18 protein-coding genes are annotated in these 21,683 nt (G+C 38.8%); 16 read left to right on the plus strand and 2 right to left on the minus strand.

All coding sequences use genetic code 11. The features are described 5' to 3' along the window. Positions 1 to 166 precede the first annotated feature (166 nt). The 6 genes from DKM50_11360 to DKM50_11385 all read left to right on the plus strand — a co-directional run bounded on the left by DKM50_11360 (position 167) and on the right by DKM50_11385 (position 7,202). The gene (locus tag DKM50_11360) at positions 167 to 2,077 is read left to right on the plus strand and encodes a hypothetical protein (protein ID PZM78553.1); all 1,911 of its coding nucleotides are present in this window, start codon (positions 167 to 169) and stop codon (positions 2,075 to 2,077) included. A 155-nt stretch (positions 2,078 to 2,232) separates the two neighbouring features. Continuing rightward, positions 2,233 to 3,135, plus strand: coding sequence for a hypothetical protein (locus tag DKM50_11365; GenBank protein ID PZM78554.1), 903 nt, complete (start codon positions 2,233 to 2,235; stop codon positions 3,133 to 3,135). Beyond that, the gene (locus DKM50_11370) at positions 3,132 to 3,773 is read left to right on the plus strand and encodes an MBL fold metallo-hydrolase (protein ID PZM78555.1); all 642 of its coding nucleotides are present in this window, start codon (positions 3,132 to 3,134) and stop codon (positions 3,771 to 3,773) included. The genes DKM50_11365 and DKM50_11370 overlap by 4 nt, the downstream gene beginning before the upstream one ends. Continuing rightward, positions 3,757 to 4,683, plus strand: a complete 927-nt coding sequence (locus tag DKM50_11375; GenBank protein PZM78556.1) for a 16S rRNA (cytosine(1402)-N(4))-methyltransferase — start codon at positions 3,757 to 3,759, stop codon at positions 4,681 to 4,683. Before DKM50_11370 ends, DKM50_11375 begins: the two co-directional genes overlap by 17 nt. Continuing rightward, positions 4,616 to 5,002, plus strand: coding sequence for a hypothetical protein (locus DKM50_11380; GenBank protein PZM78557.1), 387 nt, complete (start codon positions 4,616 to 4,618; stop codon positions 5,000 to 5,002). Before DKM50_11375 ends, DKM50_11380 begins: the two co-directional genes overlap by 68 nt. A gap of 37 nt (positions 5,003 to 5,039) precedes the next feature. After that, positions 5,040 to 7,202: a hypothetical protein gene (locus DKM50_11385; GenBank protein PZM78558.1), complete on the plus strand. Its 2,163-nt coding sequence runs from the start codon at positions 5,040 to 5,042 to the stop codon at positions 7,200 to 7,202. A 46-nt stretch (positions 7,203 to 7,248) separates the two neighbouring features. Here DKM50_11385 and DKM50_11390 read toward each other — a convergent pair whose 3' ends face one another. Continuing rightward, on the minus strand, positions 7,249 to 7,704 hold the full coding sequence (locus DKM50_11390; GenBank protein PZM78559.1) for a hypothetical protein: 456 nt from the start codon (positions 7,702 to 7,704) through the stop codon (positions 7,249 to 7,251). A gap of 440 nt (positions 7,705 to 8,144) precedes the next feature. Here DKM50_11390 and DKM50_11395 point away from each other — a divergent pair, with 440 nt between their 5' ends. The 5 genes from DKM50_11395 to DKM50_11415 all read left to right on the plus strand — a co-directional run bounded on the left by DKM50_11395 (position 8,145) and on the right by DKM50_11415 (position 15,324). Continuing rightward, positions 8,145 to 8,828 carry a hypothetical protein gene (locus tag DKM50_11395; GenBank protein ID PZM78560.1) on the plus strand — a complete coding sequence of 228 codons (684 nt, stop codon included), beginning with the start codon at positions 8,145 to 8,147 and terminating at the stop codon, positions 8,826 to 8,828. A 129-nt stretch (positions 8,829 to 8,957) separates the two neighbouring features. Next, on the plus strand, positions 8,958 to 10,691 hold the full coding sequence (locus DKM50_11400) for a potassium-transporting ATPase subunit KdpA (protein ID PZM78561.1): 1,734 nt from the start codon (positions 8,958 to 8,960) through the stop codon (positions 10,689 to 10,691). A 4-nt stretch (positions 10,692 to 10,695) separates the two neighbouring features. Then, positions 10,696 to 12,756: a K(+)-transporting ATPase subunit B gene (gene kdpB, locus DKM50_11405; GenBank protein PZM78562.1), complete on the plus strand. Its 2,061-nt coding sequence runs from the start codon at positions 10,696 to 10,698 to the stop codon at positions 12,754 to 12,756. Positions 12,757 to 12,788: 32 nt separating this feature from the next. Further along, on the plus strand, positions 12,789 to 13,388 hold the full coding sequence (locus tag DKM50_11410) for a potassium-transporting ATPase subunit C (protein PZM78563.1): 600 nt from the start codon (positions 12,789 to 12,791) through the stop codon (positions 13,386 to 13,388). Further along, positions 13,378 to 15,324 carry a sensor histidine kinase KdpD gene (locus tag DKM50_11415; GenBank protein ID PZM78564.1) on the plus strand — a complete coding sequence of 649 codons (1,947 nt, stop codon included), beginning with the start codon at positions 13,378 to 13,380 and terminating at the stop codon, positions 15,322 to 15,324. The genes DKM50_11410 and DKM50_11415 overlap by 11 nt, the downstream gene beginning before the upstream one ends. A 150-nt stretch (positions 15,325 to 15,474) precedes the next feature. On the opposite strand, the gene DKM50_11420 is transcribed toward DKM50_11415, so the two are convergent. Then, positions 15,475 to 15,678: a cold-shock protein gene (locus DKM50_11420; protein PZM78565.1), complete on the minus strand. Its 204-nt coding sequence runs from the start codon at positions 15,676 to 15,678 to the stop codon at positions 15,475 to 15,477. 562 nt (positions 15,679 to 16,240) lie between these two features. Here DKM50_11420 and DKM50_11425 point away from each other — a divergent pair. The 5 genes from DKM50_11425 (at position 16,241) to DKM50_11445 (ending at position 21,652) form a co-directional block, all read left to right on the plus strand. Beyond that, positions 16,241 to 17,338, plus strand: coding sequence for a hypothetical protein (locus tag DKM50_11425; GenBank protein ID PZM78566.1), 1,098 nt, complete (start codon positions 16,241 to 16,243; stop codon positions 17,336 to 17,338). 150 nt (positions 17,339 to 17,488) lie between these two features. Next, positions 17,489 to 18,544, plus strand: coding sequence for a class I fructose-bisphosphate aldolase (locus DKM50_11430; protein PZM78567.1), 1,056 nt, complete (start codon positions 17,489 to 17,491; stop codon positions 18,542 to 18,544). 79 nt (positions 18,545 to 18,623) lie between these two features. Beyond that, positions 18,624 to 18,983 carry a hypothetical protein gene (locus DKM50_11435; protein ID PZM78568.1) on the plus strand — a complete coding sequence of 120 codons (360 nt, stop codon included), beginning with the start codon at positions 18,624 to 18,626 and terminating at the stop codon, positions 18,981 to 18,983. A gap of 2 nt (positions 18,984 to 18,985) precedes the next feature. Then, entirely contained in the window at positions 18,986 to 20,659 is a 1,674-nt protein-coding gene (locus DKM50_11440) for a ubiquinone biosynthesis protein UbiB (GenBank protein ID PZM78569.1), read from the plus strand. A gap of 132 nt (positions 20,660 to 20,791) precedes the next feature. Beyond that, a complete protein-coding gene (locus tag DKM50_11445; protein ID PZM78570.1) occupies positions 20,792 to 21,652 on the plus strand; it encodes a hypothetical protein in 861 nt (286 codons plus the stop codon). Positions 21,653 to 21,683: the final 31 nt, after the last annotated feature.

Raw genomic sequence — 21,683 nt, forward strand, 5'->3', positions numbered from 1 at the left:
ATCACCAGCCTTCTCGAATAATTCGACATCCCTTTTAGAATTTTTTGTATATAAATTTGTTTTCTTGAAAATTTTCTTTTACTTATAAGAAAATTTTCTTTAATAGAAATTCTTGCAAATTTTGAGGGCTTTGCCTATTATTAGCCAAGCATAATATAACGAAATAATGTTATGTTCGGTAAATCAGAAAGCCAAGATGCACTTTGAATCGATATTGAGGAAAGTGATCAGAGATGGGCGTAACAATACGCTTCAGTCAAAAAGCTATGATTACGCTTTTGTGCACTATAATGTCGGATTAAGGTATCTTGAGTTAAATCAATTTGAAGATGCAATTAAATCATTTAAACAAGCCATTGTTTGCAACAACAAAGAATCACAATTCTATTTCTATATAGGCATTGCTTATGCTATTCTCGGGAGCCATAATGAAGCTAGAGAATCCTGGATCAAAGCCATAAATATTAAGTTTGATTATAGTGAAGCCCTTTATTTGTTGGGATTGTTATATTATTACGTATTAGGGCTTTATAGCGAATCTATAAAATTATTCAAGCAGGCAATATTATATTCGCCGCTAAATAAAGATGTCCATTATCATTTAGGGGTAGCATACGGTATTATCGGAAGATACTGCGATGCCATAGACTCTTGCAGCCGGGCTATACAAAATAACATTGCGGACGCCGAAATCTATTATTATATCGGCACCGTCTACCTTATGCTCAACAAAAATGAATTGGCTATCTCGTCTTTTCGAGAGGCTATCCTGTTAAGGTCAGATTATGGTGAAGCTTATTATTTAATGGGACTTACCTATTATTATAAAATGCATAATGCTGAGAAGGCAGTTGATGCCTATAGATTATCTTTGCATTATGACCCTAACATCGTAGATGAATACTATGCATTAGCTCAAGCATATATTAAGCTAGAAAAGAATACGGAGGCTATCGAGATACTCCGGAGTGCTATAAGGAGATATCCCCTAAACTCAAAAAGCTATGAAATACTGGGAGAGTTGTTAGTAGCTATAGGGCAGTACGAGGATGCCAGGATTGTTTTGGTTGAGGCTATAAAGATTAACCAGAAGAATTCTAAAGCACATTTTGCTTTGGGACGTGCGCATAATGAGCTGGCTTGTTATGAACAGGCGTTAGAATCATTTAATATGGTCATTAACCTTAGCCCTTTGCATGCGGACGCTTATTTCGGACGTGGATATGCAAATAATGAACTGGGGTTTATTCCTGAAGCGATTGATTCATATCGACAAGCAATAGGTATTAATCCAAAAGTGCCGGAGTATTATTATAATCTAGGTCTTTCGTATGGGCTTGCAGGCAATTATAAAGAAGCGAATAAAGTTTGTGCGCAGGCAATTACATTAAACCCTGAGTATTACGAAGCATTCTATCTTAGGAGTATTGCCTGTAATGAACTTGGCTATTACCAGGAATCTTTAGATATGTGTTCGCGGCTTGTTGAAATGAAGCCGGAAAATGCGGATAACTATTTCAATCTAGGGATAGCACAGGAGGGATTAGGACATTATGCCGAGGCTATTGAAATGTTTAAGAAAGCTCTGGAACTTCGACCAAACGACCTCAGTTTGTATTACTTTCTCGGGCTAGCTTATAATCATATCGGGAACAAACCAAAAACAATTGAAATTTATAAACAAGCATTAACTATTAATCCAAAGAACGCAAACATATATTACCTTTTGAGCATTATTTATAATGAATTGGGCCTCTACAAAGAGTCGGTTGCTGCTGCAAAAGAATCAATTCGTTTGAATCCGCATTATGCACACGCTTACTTCAATCTTGGTATAGCATATGATGAGCTGGGGGATTATGAATGTGCTGTCCAGGCATATTCAAAGGTTATCAATATTGATCCTGGTTATGCCAAGGCATACTATAATCTTGGGATCACATATATATTGCAGTGTAATCGAAAGCTTGCAATTGAGCAGTATTTGATTCTTAAATCGATGGACACTCGGTTGGCTAATAAACTTTTTAACTGCATATATAATAAAGGTGCAAGGAGAATTGATGTTAATATTTGAAAGTAATGGTCCAATTCTGCTGTTATTAAGCATTTCTTATTTATAGTTATTGTCACATAACAAATAAAGATGCTAAAATTATAACGAAGTATACCCGAATTTTTCGTCCAAATAATAACACGTTGGTGAGGCTATTTGGTATTGGAGTGAAAACCATGAGATATAATAATATTCTACTGTTAGCTGTTTTTTCAGTATCTGTCATTTTTCTTCAAGCATGCGGAAAAGTATCAAACGAAACAGGTCCCGATCAGAATTCTAAAAAACCGATATTCTATACCACGTTAGTCAGTCAAGTTCCTGTGAAAGGAAAACTGCCAAATGGTGATTTTTCTTTGCTTCCATCAGAAAATGTGCTAATTGTTAATCTTTCACAGGTCAATAAAGACGGAGGGATGTCGTTGGTTTCCTGGGGAAAAGGGATGAAGGAGCGCGTTTCGACGGCTCCTGTGAATGAACACCGCCTTATAGAGTATCGAAGTGTTTCATACGGACTTGATAATAATGTTGTTAATAAAGCCGCCGGAGACGATGTCCTAGTAAAATGGGTTAAAGGTAATCCTGAAAAATGGGAATATTATATCCAATTTGAGAGTATGGATAATACTGCTTATGTTGTAAATTTAATGAACTATAATGGAGAAAAATTAGCTTCGATCCCAGTTGATGGGAAAGCTGTTTCAGCGAATGTTACTCTTGAATTGCCGGCTGCATCGTACTTGACTACCTTATGGGCGAGGGTGCTGATAGCTGATGAAAGTAAGAATATTGTCAAAAAGACTATACTGAAAGTAGAAGAGATTAAGAACAAATACAGCGATAATATTATCCGATCTTTAAAATATAGACCGGCAGATATGAGGGTTAAAAAATTTAATGTTATTAATCCCCAATTAAATATCCCATCAGACAATAGTGTTGAATATTTCCTTAGCGAAATACTTATTAATAATAAAAAAGGTGATAATTATCTTCAAAGCTACTTGAAAGATATTCCCCGGGAAATAATTCCGACATCCACTATTATTCTGATTAAAGAGTCACTTCCAAAGAAATGAGAGAATTATTAGCCATACAGAACGATGTTTATTGTATTCCGGTCGGAAACCTTTTAGCTAATTGTTATATCATTAAATGTGGGAATGACAAGGCCCTTATCATTGATCCCGGCGATGAATCTCCGTATATTGAGAAAACTCTGCAGTCATTATGTCTGCATCCTATCGCTATTATCATTACTCATGTCCATTTTGATCATGTCGGTGCATGTTATCCTTTGAAAGAGAAATACGGGATACCTGTTTATATGCATTATGATGACAAGGTGCTCATAGCTGAAGTAATGAATTGGTCGAGTTATCTCTGTGATAAGTATGTGCCGTTTCAGCCTGATCAGTTTCTCAATGATGAAGAAGTCGTCGAATTTGAAGATAAGCAGATTAAAGTGCTTTTAACCCCTGGTCATTCGCCGGGAAGCATTTCTCTGCTTTTTGATACTATACTTTTTAGTGGGGACGTAATATTTGCCAATGGAGGTTTTGGAAGGACAGATCTTTGGGGCGGCTCTTATGAAACCATTATGACCTCTCTCCATAGGAAAATATTGACATTACCTGAAAATACAGTAATATGTCCTGGACACGGGAGCACTTCAACAATAAAAAACGAGAAGAAATATTATGAATTTAGGACATAATCCGGTCCTTTTGCGTTCCGCAGTTGAGATGCTATCAGTGAATCCTCATGGAGTCTATGTTGATGGGACACTTGGCGGAAGCGGCCATGCACAATTAATATTCTCTTCGCTTGCAGATAATGGTGTTCTTGTTGGAATCGATAAGGATAATGAAGCAATTGCTTATGCGACAACTATTTTTACCGGCAAGAAGAATGTTATTATAGTAAAAGACAGCTTTGCAAATATTAAAAAGGTTTTGTTCGATAACTCGATAGCTAAGATTGATGGTGTGATACTAGATTTGGGCATGTCCTCTTATCAAATTGATACAGCTGAACGGGGATTTTCGTATATCAGCAATGCAAAGCTTGATATGCGTATGGATATCACTCAGCTGGTCACTGCCAAGACTGTTATCAATGAGTACAGTACTGAACAGTTGGTCAGAATTTTTTATGAGTATGGTGAAGAGCCGGCCGGGATGAAGATAGTTCGGGAGATTGTAAAAACCCGCCAGAAGCAAATGATCGAGAATACTGGTGAATTGGTTGCTATTATAAGGAAAGTGTTGGGGCAGGGAACCAGAGGAATGACTGCTATAAAGCGAGTATTCCAGGCAATCCGGATCGAAGTTAATAAAGAGTTGGATGATCTTAAAACGTTTTTACATGATGTGACTGACCTTTTGAATCCTGGTGGCAGGATAGTGATAATAACGTTTCATTCGTTGGAAGACAGGATAGTTAAGTCTTTTTTTCGGGAAATGGCAATTGTTTGTACTTGCCCTCCTTCATTCCCGAAATGCATATGTGGGCAACAACCGGTACTTAAGCTCATTACTAAGAAGCCAATAGTTCCGGATGAAGAAGAAATACAAGCAAATATACGTGCTAAAAGCGCGAAACTTCGAGTGGCAGAGAGATTGTAAAATGGCGAATGACTATTCAAGAAAAGCTAAAAGGTTAGTGTTTATTGCACGAGTAGTTGCGACACTTATTCTTTTCTTTTTGGCTATTATGGTCCTTGTTCAGCAAGAAACTAATATGAAGCTTACGTTAAGGGTTCAAAAGATACAGCGTCAAATAGATAAGGTACAAAACGAAAACAAAAAATTATATGTTAGCTTAGAGACATACTATAATCTTGAAAATTTGGAAAAGATCGCTGATGAACAATTTCATATGGTGTATCCGGAAAAATTCGTCTACTTGAAAAAAGATTTGTCCAAGAAACGAACGTTATGGTGAACTACAGACTTAAATTGTTTAAAAGGTTATTAATAAAATGAGTAACACAGAAAACGAAGAGACCTATCTAACAAAAACTTACGAGAAAAGAATCGTATTTATTCTGGCTTTTTTTATGATGCTCCTATTGATTGTGATTGGAAGATTGTTTTATTTCCAAGTCATTCATCATAAACAGTTTCTTGCTCTTTCTCAAGCTCAACAAAGGCGAGCTGTTGTTGTTAATTCAAATAGGGGCAATATTTTTGATCGAAATAATAATTTATACGCTACCAGTATTGATTCATATTCACTTTATGGAAATCCGAAGATCATAAAATTAACTTCTTCTGAGATAAATAATTTATCGGCAGCTATACATGTTTTGCCTCAGAAAATTGAAAAAGATTTGAGTGTCGATTTTACCTTCACCTGGATTAAAAGAAAGTTGACCAAAGAAGAAGAGGAAGCTTTTCGGTTTCTTAAGTATGAAGGTATTTATTTTGCCTACGATAAATACAAAAAACCTTATATCTACGTTAATTCCTCTGAAGTGAAAGATAAAGAAAGATATGCACAATATTTGTCGAAAACTCTCAATGTCGATTATGCCAAAATCTTGAACAACTTAAAAAAAATAAACGATTTTTTTACTGTCAAAAAGAATATTTCCAATGAAGAACTGCAAACAATAAAGCGAGAAACATATTATGGATTCGAGCTGAGCCGTGAAGATAAGCGTATTTACCTTAAAGGTACCTGTGCTTCAGATATTTTAGGCTACGTTGGAATGGATAATGAGGGTTTTGCCGGTATCGAGTATAATTTCAATAATGATATGAAGGGCAAAGGCGGGAAGATATTAGTTGAGTATGACAGAAAAGGCAACGAGATATTTACACATACCAAAAAATTCACTCACCCTGAAAATGGGAAGAATATCTATTTAACAATAGATAATTACATTCAATTTGTTTCTGAGCGGGCAATAAAAAAAGCGGTTGAAGATTTTAATGCGGAAAGAGGTATGGTTGTTGCGATGGAACCTGAGACCGGAGATATTCTGGCCTTGGCTGTTTATCCTACCTTTGATCCGAACAATTACATGAAATACGATAGAAATGTACTGATGAATGATCTTATTTCCCTTGTTTATGAACCGGGGTCTACTTTCAAAGTTGTTACAATTGCTTCAGCTCTTGATTTAGGCGTGGTAGACGAGAATACCCGTATTGCATGTCCTCCTACGTTGGAAGTTGGTAGCCGGGTAATAAGGGAAGCTCATTCCTCCGGCGGTACTAAAGTTCTGACAACAACGGAGATATTACGTGACTCGATTAATGTCGGGACAGCGAAAATCGGAATGATGATGTCTCCTAAGGTTTTCTATGAAAAGGTAAAAAGTTTTGGCATAGGTCAGCGCACAGGGATCGATCTTCCCTTTGAATCAATGGGTATATTCAGGAACTATAAAACATGGTATGAGTCTGATAGGGCAATTATCCCCTTTGGTCATGCAGTTTCCGTTACTGCTTTGCAGATTATTAATGCAATCTCTTCCATATGTAACGATGGAGTTCTTCTCAAACCTAAGATAGTGAAGAAAATTGCAAGTTATGACGAAAAGTACGTCCATACGTTCCCCACAGTTGAAATAAGGCGGGTCATTAAATCAGAGAGCGCCAGAAAAGTGCGAAATATGATGAGAGAGGCTGTTATTCATGGAACCGGCGCATCGGCAGATATTCCAGGATATTCCGTAATTGGTAAGACCGGAACGGCTTGGAAAGTTGACCCGAATACCGGGAGATACAAGCGCGGAAGCTATATCGCGTCATTCATCGGTGCGCTACCGAAGGACAAACCTAAAATGGTGCTTGCTATAATTATTGATGATCCTACAACGACAATATGGGGAAGTACTGCTGCTGCACCTGTTTTCAAAGAGATAATGCAGCATATTGTTAACTATCTGGAGATACCTCCTGATATCGTTACTGATAATACTAAGTCGGAAGTTATTGCACATACTAATCCAGGTTTAAATCGAAGGCACAATAATGTCCAGATTATCAATGACTCAGTTGTACAAACAAATAACTCTACTGTTATAAATAATGATAACAGCACTAATAATACGGTTATTAATACAGATACTCCGGAATATATGCCAACGATAAAAAATGATAGTAGTTCTACTTCTGATATAGAAAGCTATTAGTCAATTTTTTATAGTTTTTTGCCTAGATATTTGTTTATTTCAGGTATCAGTGCCATCCGAACATACTAATAATATTAGAGATAATAATTTGGGAATTTTCTCCAATATCAGATGTTTTTGATGCGATATCATTAATGCTGTTTAATGAACCCTCTATCATGAGCCTGTTTGTTTTGTTGCTTTTTACTTGTTCAGCGATCGAATTAAGTGTTTCACTCATGAGTTCTTTGTCGTCACTGCTGAGCTCATTACTTACCAGGATATATTTATATAATAGTCCGATTTCTGAGTTTATTAGATCTATTAGCGACCCATCTTCCGGGATGTAGGTATTTTTGAATGTATTATAAGCTGCGCTAATTTGTAGGTTATGCGGGCTATTAGCAAAAATATTCTGATCCCCAACCGTGTTTTTCTTATCCATGACTATCCCCCCCTTAATCCCTGAATGTATTTCTTCAGTTGCCGGTATGGCTGTTATTACCAGGGGAATATAGTACATACTTTGTTATCCTGCAATGTCTTTTTGTGGCTTCGAAGAGTCAGTGATTCCACCAATGTCTCAGTATTATGGTATTTATATCAGCTATTAAAGGCTCAGAGGTAATAGAGTACAAGATGAATAAAGTGTCCCTAGCGGAAAATGCTGTTTGAATTGGGTAATCGGCGCAGATGGAGAAAGCCTTTTTGGGGGCAAACTTTTTGTGTCGATTGACGAAAAGGGTGCAAATAGCCAGGGATATTCCAGCTAATTTGATTGACGCTACAAAGATATTATCAGATAATAATAGAATGATATGGGTATTCGGATTTAGTCGTGGTTGTTCTGTGATAGTAATGCCCGGAGAGTCAAGGTAACAGAAAACGGGGTCGGTAAATATTTGATCTATGACCAGCAGAAAAAAGCTAAAGAACAATAAAAACTAAAGGGGAAAGCAAACAATGAAGATGGCAAATCGGAAGTTAATTGTTAGTTTGATTATGATGTTGTTAGTGGGAGGATATGCTGTTTCAGCAACAGAAAACATGGTTTCAGCGGAAAAGTTATTATCTTCTTATAATGATAAAATGAGCAATTCACGTGTATGGGGAGGTTCTTTTATTTCGACATTAGGAGCAGTTACAATATTGATACCTAATGGGGAGACTTATAATCTAACTCCATATTATGTTGGTGGAGCGATATTAACTTATGGTCTATGTGAAATATTTGTTAATAGAACTTTACCAGAGCGTGAATTTGAAAAATTAAAAAATTGTAAAGATTCAGATAGCAGAGAGCAATCATCCTATAATTCTTTGATATATTTAGCAAATAATGCCAAAAACAACAGAATTGCCGGAGCAATATTTGATGGTATATTTGCCGCCTATTATTTAATAGCCAGACCCATAAAAAATAATAATTCTTCTTACTATTATTCTTATGATAGCAGAACTAATGACAGTAATTATAATTATTATTTTGGAGCCTATTTCGGAGCATCAGCATTAGTTCAAGCCCTTTGCCCTAGTGAACCGGAAACTCTGTTAGAAACTTATAATGAGCATAAGAACAGAATGACCTTTAGGTCTGGCTTGGACGGAACTGGAAAAATATGTTTGGCACTCGAACAAAAGTTCTAAAATTTGCTTTTTTGAAATCTCCCTATCGTCAAAACAATAGTTTTGTACTATAATCCCCGATCCAGATATGACTAATTAGTGTTGAATATTGTGCATTAACAGATAAGTCCATGAATACAGGGGATATCAATGCATACTATTCAAATCATTTTTGATTTTTTCCAAATTCTTATTTTTTTCATTGTACTGACTATTGTCATTAAGCCGTTAGGTATCTATTGCGCTAGTGTCTATGATGGAAAGCCATTGTTCCTTGATCCATTACTCAGACCCATTGAGCGGTTTTTTTACAAGCTGTCTGGGATCTATCCTGAAAAAGAGATGGATTGGAAAGAGTATAGTAAATCGTTGTTCGTTTTTAACGGAATCGGCTTGTTTTTTCTTTTTCTATTGTTGATGTTCCAGCATTATTTGCCGCTTAATCCTCAGCATGCCAAAGGGTTTCCTTTTTGGTCCGCAGTTAATATCGCGGTAAGCTATGTAACAAATACCAACTGGCAGATATTTTCCGGAGAAACTGCAATCAGCTATTTTACTCAGCTGGCAGGATTCACGCTTCAGTCTTTTTTATCGGCTGCGACTGGTATTAGTGTTGCCATTTCTTTAATTAGGGGTTTTGCCCGACGTAGTTCTGGCACTATTGGTAATTTCTGGGTAGATGTAACGAGAAGTGTCTTGTATGTATTGCTGCCCATTTCTTTTATTGCTGCGATTGTTTTGCTTTCTCAGGGAGTTATTCAGAATTTTTCTCCTGCGATCCAAACGACCATGATTCAAGCAGGGTTGCCTCAAATTATTCCTATGGGCCCGGTTGCCTCACAAGAAGCTATTAAACTGGTCGGCACAAACGGAGGTGGCGTATTCTCTGCGAATAGTTCACATCCATATGAGAATCCTACACCGATGAGTAATATTGTTGAGATATTTTTGATTTTGATTATTCCTGCCACACTTACCTATACTTTTGGTTACATGATTAAAGATACCAGGCAGGGTTGGGCAATCTATTCGGTAATTCTAGTCATTTTTTTGTTTTTTACTTCAATTTTTTACGTATCAGAAGCTGCGGGTAATCCGTTAGTTACGAAGCTGGGAGTTAGCGGACCAAACATGGAAGGAAAAGAAGTCCGTTTCGGACTTGCCGGTACTACGCTTTTTACAACAGCTACTACGGCTACATCATGCGGCGCAGTAAATGCCATGCATGATTCCCTGACTCCTTTAGGCGGGATGGTCCCGATGGTACTTATGTTATTGGGTGAAGTTGTTTTTGGAGGAGCTGGATCGGGGTTGTATACCATGTTAGCTTTTGTTGTTATTGCGGTGTTCGTTGCAGGCCTTATGATTGGTCGAACACCTGAATATATCGGAAAGAAGGTCGAGGTGTTCGAGATCCGGATGGCAGTTGTCGCCGTCTTAACCTCCGGGCTAGTCGTACTCATAATGCTTATCATTACCCTTTCATCTAAAGCAGGAATCAATTCGTTGATTAATCCGGGGCCTCATGGATTAAGCGAGATTATCTATGCGTTTGCTTCGAGCGCGAATAACAACGGGAGTGCGTTTGCCGGACTTAATACAAATACTGGGTACTACAAAATTGCGTTGGCTTTATCTATGTTCATCGGTAGGTATGTGCCGGTAGCTGCAATCATTGCTATGGCCGGATCTTTCGCAAAAAAGAAGTATGTTCCACCGGGTTACGGCACGCTTCCTACTCACGGGGTATCGTTCATGTTTTGGCATATCCTTGTAATTATGATTATTGGTGTTTTAACATTTTCGCCGACATTAGCTCTCGGGCCAGGTGTCGAGCAGCTTATGATGACAGGCAGCCAGGGTTGCCCATTTCCCGGGAGTTGAAACGATGGAAGAAGGTTCCGGTAAACGATCAATGTTTGATCCCTATTTGCTTAGACTGGCTTGGATCGAGTCATTCAAAAAGCTGGACCTGAGAACTCGTCTGCAAAATCCGGTTATGCTGATGGTGGAAATCGGCAGTCTTCTTACGGTTGTTTTTTTTGTTTATGCTCTTTTTCGAAGAACAACCGAACCTTTATGGTTCACAGGGTTTATTTCGGTATGGTTATGGTTGACTGTTCTATTCTCTAATTTCGCTGAGGCGCTTTCGGAAATGAGAGGTAAAGCGCGTGCTCAGTCACTGCGCCAGACACGACAGGAAATTCGGGCTAAACGATTGCGTAAGCCTGATTATATCGAGAAATATGAAGTCGTGTCTTCTGACCAATTAGAAAAAGGTAATTATGTTTTTGTTGAAGCCGGAGAAGTTATTCCTGCAGATGGTGAAGTGGTTTCCGGTGCGGCTCTGGTTGATGAATCTGCTGTTACCGGAGAATCCGCTCCGGTAATACGGGAATCAGGCGGAGACAGGAGCGCGGTTACCGGGGGTACTAAGGTTATAGCGAATCAAATAGTTGTTATGGTCACTACTGAGCAAGGACAATCTTTTCTTGATAAAATGATCCTTTTGATCGAAGGCGCGAAACGGAAGAAAACACCTAACGAAATAGCGTTAGCTGCGTTATTGCTTGCCTTAACAATTGTTTTTCTTTTTGTGGTAATTAGTCTTATTCCTTTATCGGTGTACAGTTCCGTAGTAACAGGCCGTACCAGTTCTGTAACGATTACAACGGTTGTCGCATTGTTTGTGTGTTTAGCACCGACGACAATTGCCGCGCTTCTTCCGGCTATTGGAATTGCGGGTATGGATAGGTTGTTTCAGAGTAATGTTATCGCGTTATCCGGCAGAGCAATTGAAGCTGCCGGTGATGTGAATGTCCTTCTGCTCGATAAAACCGGAACGATAACCATAGGAAATCGTGAAGCCGTTGAGTTCATTCCGATTAGTGCCTATAGTGAGCATGAGGTTGCTGAAGCTGCCTTTTATGCCTCGATTGCCGATGATACGCCTGAAGGGAGAAGTATCGTTGTGCTGGCTAGAAATAAACATCAACTGAGAGTCAGAGAATTGCCGCCAATCGCCCGGTACATTCCCTTTACTGCACAGACAAGGATGAGCGGGGTAGATTTTGATAATAGTTATTACCGAAAAGGTTCTTCAGATTCTATTATAGATTTTGTTAAACTAAAAGGTGGCAGTTCCAGCCCGGAACTTGAAAATATTGTTGCTACTATCTCAAAGTCAGGGGGAACGCCTCTGGTTGTAAGTCATAACAATAGCATCGTTGGGGTTATTTATTTGAAGGATATTCTCAAATACGGTATTCGGGAAAGGTTCTTGCAACTTCGAAAAATTGGTATTAAAACCGTCATGATAACCGGAGACAATCCCCTTACCGCAGCAGCAATTGCTGCGGAAGCTGGAGTGGATGATTTTTTGGCACAAGCTACTCCGGAGGACAAATTAGAATATATTCGCAACTACCAGAAGCAAGGTTATATGATTGCTATGACCGGGGATGGTACCAATGATGCACCGGCACTAGCACAGGCGGACGTTGCTGTAGCTATGAATACGGGGACGCAGTCTGCCCGGGAAGCAGCGAATATTATCGATCTTGATAGTAATCCTACGAAACTTATTAATATCGTTGAGATAGGAAAGCAAATACTCATGACCAGAGGCACACTTACTACTTTTAGCATCTCTAATGATATCGCAAAATATTTCGCGATTATACCGGCATCGTTATCTTCTCTCTATCCGCAACTGAACATTTTTAACATTATGCATCTCGCTAATCCTTATAGTGCGATTCTTTCTGCTGTCATTTTTAATGCTCTCATTATTCCGGCACTTATTCCTCTGGCCCTGAAAGGTGTACGGTCACATTCCATGGCAGCATCTGACTTGCTGACGTATAACTTGTTTGTTTATGGACTGGGTGGTATCGTAACCCCCTTTATTTGTATAAAAATTATTGATCTGATTATTAATATTATTTGATTATAACTATCAATCTAAGTAAAAAAAGGGGGATGTCTCAGTTGAAAACGGCAATTATACTTTTTTTTGCATTTTTCATGTTATTGTCTGTTGGTTACCCTTTGGTTATAACGGTTGTAGGGCAAGTCCTCTTCCCAATCCAGGCTAACGGAAGTCTGATACTCAATTCCGAGAAGAAAATTGTCGGTTCAGCATTAATTGGCCAGTTTTTTACTGACGAAGAATATTTCTGGTCACGCCCTTCGGCGACTCTGGGATATCCCTATAATTCTCTGGTTTCCGGCGGTTCACAATTAGGTCCGACAAATAGTAAGTTGTTAGATAAGGTGAAAGGAAGGGTAGAGTTGCTCCGGCACCTGGGTAGTAACGGGGTTTTGCCTGCGGATATGGTTATGGCATCAGGGAGCGGGCTGGATCCTGATATCAGCATTGAATCTGCCTTGTTGCAGGTCCCGCGTGTTGCCCGTGCAAGGCGCATGAAGGAGGGAAGTCTTCGTAGCATAGTTTCGAATCACGCTGAACGGCGTCAGCTAAGTTTTCTTGGGGTTAATAGGGTTAATGTCCTGAAACTAAATAGGGCTCTGGACCAGATGCGGACCAGCGAAGAAAAAGGAGTTAGTGATGGGAGATAATGATGATACAAGGCCTAGTCCCGAATCCTTTCTTGAGACGGCTAGTAAGGAAGAACCAGGGCAGGCCAGAGGAAAGATGACTATCTATTTCGGAGCTGCTCCCGGGGTCGGCAAGACTTATGCTATGCTTGTTGATGCAAAGTTAAGAAAGCAAGAGGGTCTCGATATTGTTGTTGGTACGGTTGATACGCATGGGAGGGCGGAGACTGAAGCACTTCTTGCAGGAATGGAAATAGTTCCGCCATTAGTTTACAGCTATCGTGGTATTCAGTTGAAAGAAATGAATCTGGAAGCAATCCTTGTGCGTCGACCACGAATTGTTCTGGTGGATGAACTCGCTCACACCAATGGTCCTGGACTTCGAAACCTGAAGCGGTATCAAGATGTTGAAGAAATTCTTAATGCCGGAATAAATATTTATACCACACTTAATGTTCAGCATCTCGAAAGCGTCAATGAAACAATTCGTCAAATTACGGATGTTATTGTGAGGGAAACGCTTCCTGATACTTTTTTTGAGATTGCCTCTGAAATCAAACTTATTGATCTGCCATCGGAAGAATTGCTCAAGAGATTGCAGGAAGGGAAAGTATATATGAAGGATATGGCTGGTCAGGCTGCTCAAAGGTTTTTTCGTGCAGGTAATCTTTTGGCTTTGCGGGAATTAGCCCTTCGTTATGTGGCCGGAAGGGTAGATCTTGATATGCGTAAATATATGCGTGCAAAAGCTATTACCGGACCTTGGCCTACTAAAGAGAGGCTTTTGCTGGCGATATACGCAAGCCCCTATGCTGAGCAGCTGGTACGTTCTACTTTTAAGATTGCTTCAGATCTCGATGTAGAATGGGTAACACTCTTTGTGGAAACGCCCAGTCATAAAACTATATCGGATAGAGAGCAAAAGTGGCTGACTGACGCATTAGAGCTAGCTAAAGATCTCGGCTCTCAGATCGTATGGATTAAAGGGGATTCAATTGCTGAAGAAATCTATCGGTATGTCAACAGTCACAATATTACTAAGATAGCTATGGGAAAACCAAACAGGTTTGGTTTGTTTTCCCCTATAAACAATAATTTTATGCAGCGTATACGTGATGTTGATTTATTCCTTTTTGCGGGGCATGGAAAGCAGTTCCTTCCCAAGAAGAAGAGGAAACGGATACATATTAGTATTTCCAGTTATCTCGTAAGCCTTTTGGCTGTTGTTGTTGTATCTTTTTTTGGATTTCTTTTCCGGAATGCTATAGGAGAGGCGACATTGTTGTTTTTATTGTTGTTGCCAATTATTGGGATTTCTCTTTTTTTTAGAAGAGGCCCATCTGTTTTTGCTGCTCTTATAAGCATCTTTATTTTTGCCAGTGTTTTTTTGCCTTCTGGTATTCACCGCGGGGCGATTGATCTGGGATATTTCATTACTTTTATTATTTATCTGGCTGTAGCTGTTGTCATTAGTAATCTTGCGTCTGACTTGCGTGTAAAGGTAGAGTTTGCGCGGCAGAGCGAAGCTAAGAATACGGTTCTTTACGGCTTGAGCCAAGAGCTGATTACTGCTCAAAGTATTGACCAGGTCGGCTCCACAATTATTCGACATGCTAAGCAGATATATCCGTGTGAGGTAGTGTTTTTAATCCCCCAGGAATCAAAGTTAATGATCAATACTGCTACTCCAGGATTCCCAATGAATATGAAAGAATTGGGGGTTGCCAATTGGGTATGGGCGAATAATAAGCCTGCAGGTATCAGTTCTGACACTTTGCCTCAGTCTGCTGCTTATTATTTGCCGGTATCAACCATCGGAAGAGCTAAAGGCGTTGTCGGCTTTAATTTTGAGAATCCTGAGCAAGTATTGACTCTTTCTAATAAAATTGTTCTTGATACTATTGCCAGGCTCGGAGCGTTAGCTATCGAACGTATAGAAAGAAATATTTGCATATAAGCGGGTTTCTTTTGAAAATAGTAAATAGGCGTGATTGCAAGGGAGACAAAGTTGTAATTAATAATACTATTTCTGTTAAAGCTGTCAGGTTAAAATAAAAGCACCGGAACTTCCGGTGCTTTGTTGGTGCTATTTAAAATAAATTGTTGATTACATTAAGTTGACATTCACAGCGCATGGGCCTTTTTTGCCTTCGCCAACTTCGAATGTTACTTTGTCGCCTTCATTAAGAGTTTTGAACCCTTCAGATTGGATTTCAGAATAATGTATAAATAGGTCCTTAGATCCATCATCCGGAGTTAAAAATCCATATCCTTTAGTTGCATTAAACCATTTTATTGTTCCTGATATCATGTGACTCTCCTTGATATAAATAAAACACCGTTAAACCAGTGTTGTAGGTAATAACGATTAACGTTTTTAAAACCCTAACGTAAATATTTTAACAAAAAAAAATAATGATGACAATGGCAATATCCTTAAAATATGATTTTTTATCACGCTGAATAAAGTGATCACTCCCTTGTTCTCGATTTTCCAATTACTGGCCATAATATTTCTGATTATTAATATAGATATAGGTTAATGTTGTGTTGATTGAATAATGATTGTTTCGGATATGCATTTTTTAATAAAGTTAATTTGTATTTAATATGTTTTATATAGAAAATAGTAGCTATTAGATTTTTTTTTGTTTTGTTTATTGTGTGTGGAGTTTGTCTTTGAGGTTTTTTTTTGTCTTGTTATTTGTTGTTGTTATGCTCTTATTGTGAGATTGATCTATTGATCTGATGTATGATATGTCTGGTAAAATCATAAATATATATATAATAAAATGTAAATAAAATGATTGTTATTATATAATAAAGATGATATTATTGTCGTCGTAATATCGCTAGGAAAAGGAGTTGGGGGTATGAATGGGAAAACATTAATTATGAATACGAAAATATATGAAGAGGGGGTTATGGAACATATATTTTATAATGGTAAACAGAAGGTTAATTACTTGGTTATCGGACCTGACGGGGACGTTATTTCCCAGCATAACGAATCATTTGAATGCTCGAAAAAAGAACTTCAGAAGAAAGGAATTCTTAAGTTGGAAATTAATTATAAAAATGATAACCAGGATGGGATATCCCGAGGATATTATGAAAACGGTCAACTTCATTTTGAATCAAATTATAAGGACGATAAACAAAATGGACTCTCCAAAAGTTTTTATGAAAACGGGATGTTATGGGGTGAATGTATGTATAAGAATGATAAGCTTGAAGGGTTATCAGTTGAATATTATCAAGATGGCGGGGTTCAGTATGAGATGAATTATAAAAACAATAAACTCAATGGAATATCGAGGGAATATTATAAGGATGGGACACTTAAGTCGGCTGGAAGTTATAGCAACGGGAGACAGTATGGTATTTCCCGAACGTATTATCCAAGTGGCAAGCTTCAGTATGAATTGAGTTATAAAAATGATAAGTTGGATGGGATATCCCGGGAATATTACGAAAATGGCAGTCTAAAGCTGGAAATGAAATATCAGAATGATAAAATGAACGGGCTTTCTCGTGGGTACTCTGAAAATGGGATTATCCAATTCGAAATGGATTACCAGAATGATAAACAGCATGGTATTTCGAAAGGGTATTATGAAAGCGGGGCTTTATGGGGAGAAACAACCTATAAAAATGAAAAATTAGATGGTATTACCAGAGAGTATTACGAAAGTGGTGCCTTGAAATTGGAAATGTACTATAAAAACGATAAATTAGACGGGATCTCAAGAGAATATTATGAAACCGGCGCCTTAAAAATAGAGATGTATTATCGGAATAATAAAGATAACATAGTTGTGAAGTCCTATGATGAACGGGGAATGCTTAAACCCGATGATAATAACCAGAAAAATAGCTGTTTAATGGACACCGTGAATTATTTTCGTGATCTGCCATTATCATATACGTGTATCAAAGTTGTTCCCAACCAATTTGGAATGGTGGGCTAGATTTTCACGATGTCCGGATAACTCTTTTGTTAACATATTTAGTAGGGGCGTTTAATTAAACGTCCCTAATTTTTTCGTTAGATTTACTCACTTGCCTTTTTCCCTGTTGCTCCTATAATAGCCCGAAAGTCGCACAGGGGGGGATGAGCTATGTTAAATAGAATTGTCGCGTTGCTTGGTAGTGAATCGGAAGACCTGCTTAATCATCATTGCAGAACTGTTTCCAGTGATCAACTCCACGTACCCGGACCATTTTTTATAGATAAGGTTATGTCGGTTTCCGATCGTTCTCCGGCTGTACTCAGGAATATGCAGACGATATTCAATGCCGGTCGATTGGCAGGTACGGGTTATTTGTCTATTCTGCCTGTTGATCAAGGTATAGAGCATTCTGCGGGCTCAGCTTTTTCGCCTAATCCGGAATATTTTGATCCTGAAAATATTGTTAAATTGGCAGTTGAGTCAGGCTGCAATGCGGTTGCCTCGACGTTGGGGATCCTGGGTGCAGTCGCAAGAAAATACTCTCATAAGATACCTTTTATCGTTAAGCTTAACCATAATGAGCTTCTTTCGTATCCAAACAAGTATGATCAGATTCTATTTGGTAATGTAGATCAGGCTTTTGACATGGGAGCTGTTGCTGTCGGTGCTACTATTTATTTCGGGTCGAGTGAAAGTGATCGGCAGATTCAGGAAGTGTCAAAGATGTTCAGCTATGCCCATAGCCTCGGACTTGTGACTGTGCTTTGGGCTTATTTGCGTAATCCCGCGTTTAAGACAAGTACTCAGGACTATCATTTTGCAGCTGATTTAACTGGGCAGGCCAACTATTTGGGAGTGACGATCGAGGCAGATATTGTGAAGCAAAAGCTGCCCATTAACAATGGCGGGTTTAATGCTTTAAAGTTCGGAAAAACAAATGAGAAGGTATATACGGAACTTTCCAGTGAGCATCCTATTGATTTAGCCCGCTATCAGGTTGTCAATTGCTTCATGGGAAGAGTCGGGTTGATCAATTCAGGTGGAGAATCGGCCGGCAAAGAAGACCTGGCAGAAATTGTAAGGACTGCTGTTATTAATAAGCGGGCAGGAGGTATGGGTTTGATTATCGGCCGGAAATCATTCCAGCGCCCGATGAATGAAGGAATCGATCTGTTTCATACTGTTCAGGATGTTTATCTGGATAATGAAATCAGTGTCGCCTGATAGTAATATATTGCTGATAATATTGTAACAACAATAGAAAGATCAATTGTGATACGTTGTTATGCAAGGGGGGGGAGTTATGCTAAATGATTTTATAAAGAAAACTTTGCTTCTTGGAATTGGGTCGATATCTCTTACCAAAAAAAAAGTCGAGGATATTGTTGACGATCTTGTGAAGCAGGGGGAGGTAGAGGCCAAAGACCGGATGAAGGTAGTTGATACGATAATGCAGGAAGGTGAACAGATTAATAAAGATAATATGCGCCGAATAAAAGATATCATCAAGAATGATGTTCGTGATCTGGGGCTCGTCACGAGAGAAGAGTTTGATGAAGTAAAAAGAAGATTAGAGGTTCTGGAACTAGTTAATCTTGACCTTCAGGACCTGAGGGAGAGAATCGAATTATTAGAGGACTTAGCTAAAAGTGAAAGTAAATAATTATGTTCCCATTTTCTTCAAAGAAGCGTTACCAAAATGTAAAGCGGTATCGGGAAATATTATTTATTTTAATTAAATATGGCTTTGAAGATATTGTTGATAAACTGCCGGTAAGTCTGGTTATCAAGAAGTTTAGCGGACGGCGGTTACAGGTTATCATGGCATTGTCTCCGGCACAGCGTTTGCGTTTGGCGATAGAAGAACTTGGCCCGACATTTATTAAATTTGGGCAAGTTCTCAGTGTCCGGTCTGATATTCTTCCGGAAGATTATCTTAATGAACTGGAAAAATTACAGGACGAATTACCTCCGTTTAAGTCAGAAGACGCTAAGCTGATAGTAGAACGGGAGTTGCGTCATACAATAAAAAGTTTATTCAGGATATTTGATGAACAACCGATTGCTACAGGGTCTATTGCTCAAGTCCATAAAGCGCTTCTTAAGACCGGAGAGTATGTCGCAGTCAAAATCCAGCGCCCGTATATAAAAGAAATTATCGAAACTGATATTGGCATCTTGTTTGATTTGGCCAATTTGCTCAATCAATATATTCCTTCAAGCAGGATATATCGTCCGGTGGAAATTGTGCATCAGTTCGCTCAATCGATCCGCAGGGAGCTTGATTTTATTCTGGAAGCCCAGTCTGTTGAGAGATTTCGAAGAAATTTTGAAGGTGATAATCGTATTTTTGTTCCAAAAGTTTATATTAATTTCTGTTCGCCGAAAGTTCTTACCGTTGAGTATGTTGATGGCATTAAGATCTCTGATATCCGCAGCTTAAAGCAGGTGCATGCCGATATTAAGATGATAGCACATAGGGCGATCGAAATTTATTTTAAAGAAATTTTTGAGTTCAAATTCTTTCATGGAGATCCGCATCCTGGAAATATATTTATTATTAAGGACAATGTTGTGGCGGTGATTGATTATGGTATTACGGGAAGGCTGGATGACGAAACTGCATTGATGCTCAATAATTTGCTGACGGCATTTGTGAATAAAGATGCCCAGGGAATGGTAAATATTTTTTCGATGATGGACCTTCTTCCTGCAGATATTGATATGAATAATCTGAAGGCGGATATGGCTGAGGTTATTGACCGTTATTATTATCTGACGCTCGGACAATTGAAGCTGCAATCCGCATTTGCTGATATGATGGGCATTATACGCCGGTATCATATACTTTTTCCAACTAACTTGCTGCTTATGATAAAAGTACTTATTGTCCTCGAAAGCGTTGCGCGAAAATTGGACCCTGATGTCGATATTATAGGCTATATGAGACCATACGTGCAGACGATGATGTTTCGAAGTTTTAATGTTTTTGAACAGTTACCCAGGTTAGTTGCATATTTTCGCAGTTTCAGTCTCTATTTACGGCTATTACCTTCAGATCTTAGAAAAATAATTGCGCGCTTGAAAAAGGGAAAAGCTGTTGTTACCCTTGAGCATCAGGGACTTGATCATATGACTCATGTTGTTGATAGTGCCAGCAACCGCATTGCGTTCGCGGTGGTAGTCGCTTCTTTAATCATCGGTTCATCGCTGGTTATGCAGATTGATAAGGGACCAATGCTTTTTGGGTTTCCGATCATTAGTTTTGTCGGGTATCTCATGGCAGTTGTTTTTGGTATCTGGCTGCTTATACAGATGATATATTCCGGACGGTTCTGAAGGGTTCTCCGGGAAGGGACGTGCCGACGGTACGCCCGTACACCTGCCTGCCTCAAAAAACCATTATAGCTGTGTCAATTTATGCCGGTTATGCTATACTTTATAAGAAACCGCTGAAGGGAAGCTCCACCATTGCCGAGTCATTTTAGTTCTTATTTTAAAGTTGTCAGAAAAATATTCTTTTTGTTGTTGGGGTCATTTTTTGCCGCACTGGGTATTGATCTTTTTCTGGTCCCTCACAACATTATTGATGGCGGGGTTGTCGGTATATCGATCCTTTTGAGCTATGTCACCAAATTCCCGCTTGGACTTTTTATCTTTGCCCTTAATACTCCTTTTTTTATTTTCGGATATAAACAAATCGGTAAAAGTTTTGCAATTTCTACTTTGTTTTCGGTGCTCTCGTTATCACTTTGGGTTACGTTTCTTCATCCGTTCCCGGTTTTGACCGACGATATTTTTCTTGCCTCGGTTTTCGGCGGCATTATTGTCGGGATTGGGGTCGGACTGATTATCCGGTATGGAGGATCTCTTGACGGGACGGAAGTTGTGGCTATTGTCCTTGATAAAAAAACCGGGTTTTCTGTCGGCGAAATTGTTATGTTTTTTAACCTATTTATACTGAGTAGCGCAGGGCTCGTGTTCGGGTGGGATAGGGCCATGTACTCTATCGTGACATATTTCATCGCTTTTAAGATAATTGACCTTACTATCGAGGGCCTGGATGAATCAAAAGCTGTCATGATCGTCTCAGATAAACCTGAGGTCATTGCGAAAGCCCTTATGGCAAGGCTTGGCCGGGGGGTTACATTGATCCATGGAAAAGGCGGCTATTCCGGTCACTCGAAAAGTGTTCTCTATTCGGTAGTGACTCGTCTTGAGATATCAAAACTCAAATCAATTGTCAGCGAGATTGATGAAAGAGCTTTTGTCACCATCAGCGATGTGCATGAAGTAATGGGAGGCAGATTGATGAAGCGGGATATTCATTAATTACTCACTAAATCTGATATTGATTATTTAA

This window comes from Candidatus Margulisiibacteriota bacterium, from assembly GCA_003242895.1.
Taxonomy (GTDB): domain Bacteria; phylum Margulisbacteria; class Riflemargulisbacteria; order GWF2-39-127; family GWF2-39-127; genus GWF2-39-127.

Bases quoted from the DNA above. Each gene is read 5' to 3' on its own strand.
- DKM50_11360 (PZM78553.1), top strand. From the start codon at position 167: ATGTTATGTTCGGTAAATCAGAAAGCCAAGATGCACTTTGAATCGATA.
- DKM50_11365 (PZM78554.1), top strand. From the start codon at position 2,233: ATGAGATATAATAATATTCTACTGTTAGCTGTTTTTTCAGTATCTGTC.
- DKM50_11370 (PZM78555.1), top strand. From the start codon at position 3,132: ATGAGAGAATTATTAGCCATACAGAACGATGTTTATTGTATTCCGGTC.
- DKM50_11375 (PZM78556.1), top strand. From the start codon at position 3,757: ATGAATTTAGGACATAATCCGGTCCTTTTGCGTTCCGCAGTTGAGATG.
- DKM50_11380 (PZM78557.1), top strand. From the start codon at position 4,616: ATGAAGAAGAAATACAAGCAAATATACGTGCTAAAAGCGCGAAACTTC.
- DKM50_11385 (PZM78558.1), top strand. From the start codon at position 5,040: ATGAGTAACACAGAAAACGAAGAGACCTATCTAACAAAAACTTACGAG.
- DKM50_11390 (PZM78559.1), bottom strand. From the start codon at position 7,704: ATGTACTATATTCCCCTGGTAATAACAGCCATACCGGCAACTGAAGAA.
- DKM50_11395 (PZM78560.1), top strand. From the start codon at position 8,145: ATGAAGATGGCAAATCGGAAGTTAATTGTTAGTTTGATTATGATGTTG.
- DKM50_11400 (PZM78561.1), top strand. From the start codon at position 8,958: ATGCATACTATTCAAATCATTTTTGATTTTTTCCAAATTCTTATTTTT.
- kdpB (PZM78562.1), top strand. From the start codon at position 10,696: ATGGAAGAAGGTTCCGGTAAACGATCAATGTTTGATCCCTATTTGCTT.
- DKM50_11410 (PZM78563.1), top strand. From the start codon at position 12,789: ATGTCTCAGTTGAAAACGGCAATTATACTTTTTTTTGCATTTTTCATG.
- DKM50_11415 (PZM78564.1), top strand. From the start codon at position 13,378: ATGGGAGATAATGATGATACAAGGCCTAGTCCCGAATCCTTTCTTGAG.
- DKM50_11420 (PZM78565.1), bottom strand. From the start codon at position 15,678: ATGATATCAGGAACAATAAAATGGTTTAATGCAACTAAAGGATATGGA.
- DKM50_11425 (PZM78566.1), top strand. From the start codon at position 16,241: ATGAATGGGAAAACATTAATTATGAATACGAAAATATATGAAGAGGGG.
- DKM50_11430 (PZM78567.1), top strand. From the start codon at position 17,489: ATGTTAAATAGAATTGTCGCGTTGCTTGGTAGTGAATCGGAAGACCTG.
- DKM50_11435 (PZM78568.1), top strand. From the start codon at position 18,624: ATGCTAAATGATTTTATAAAGAAAACTTTGCTTCTTGGAATTGGGTCG.
- DKM50_11440 (PZM78569.1), top strand. From the start codon at position 18,986: ATGTTCCCATTTTCTTCAAAGAAGCGTTACCAAAATGTAAAGCGGTAT.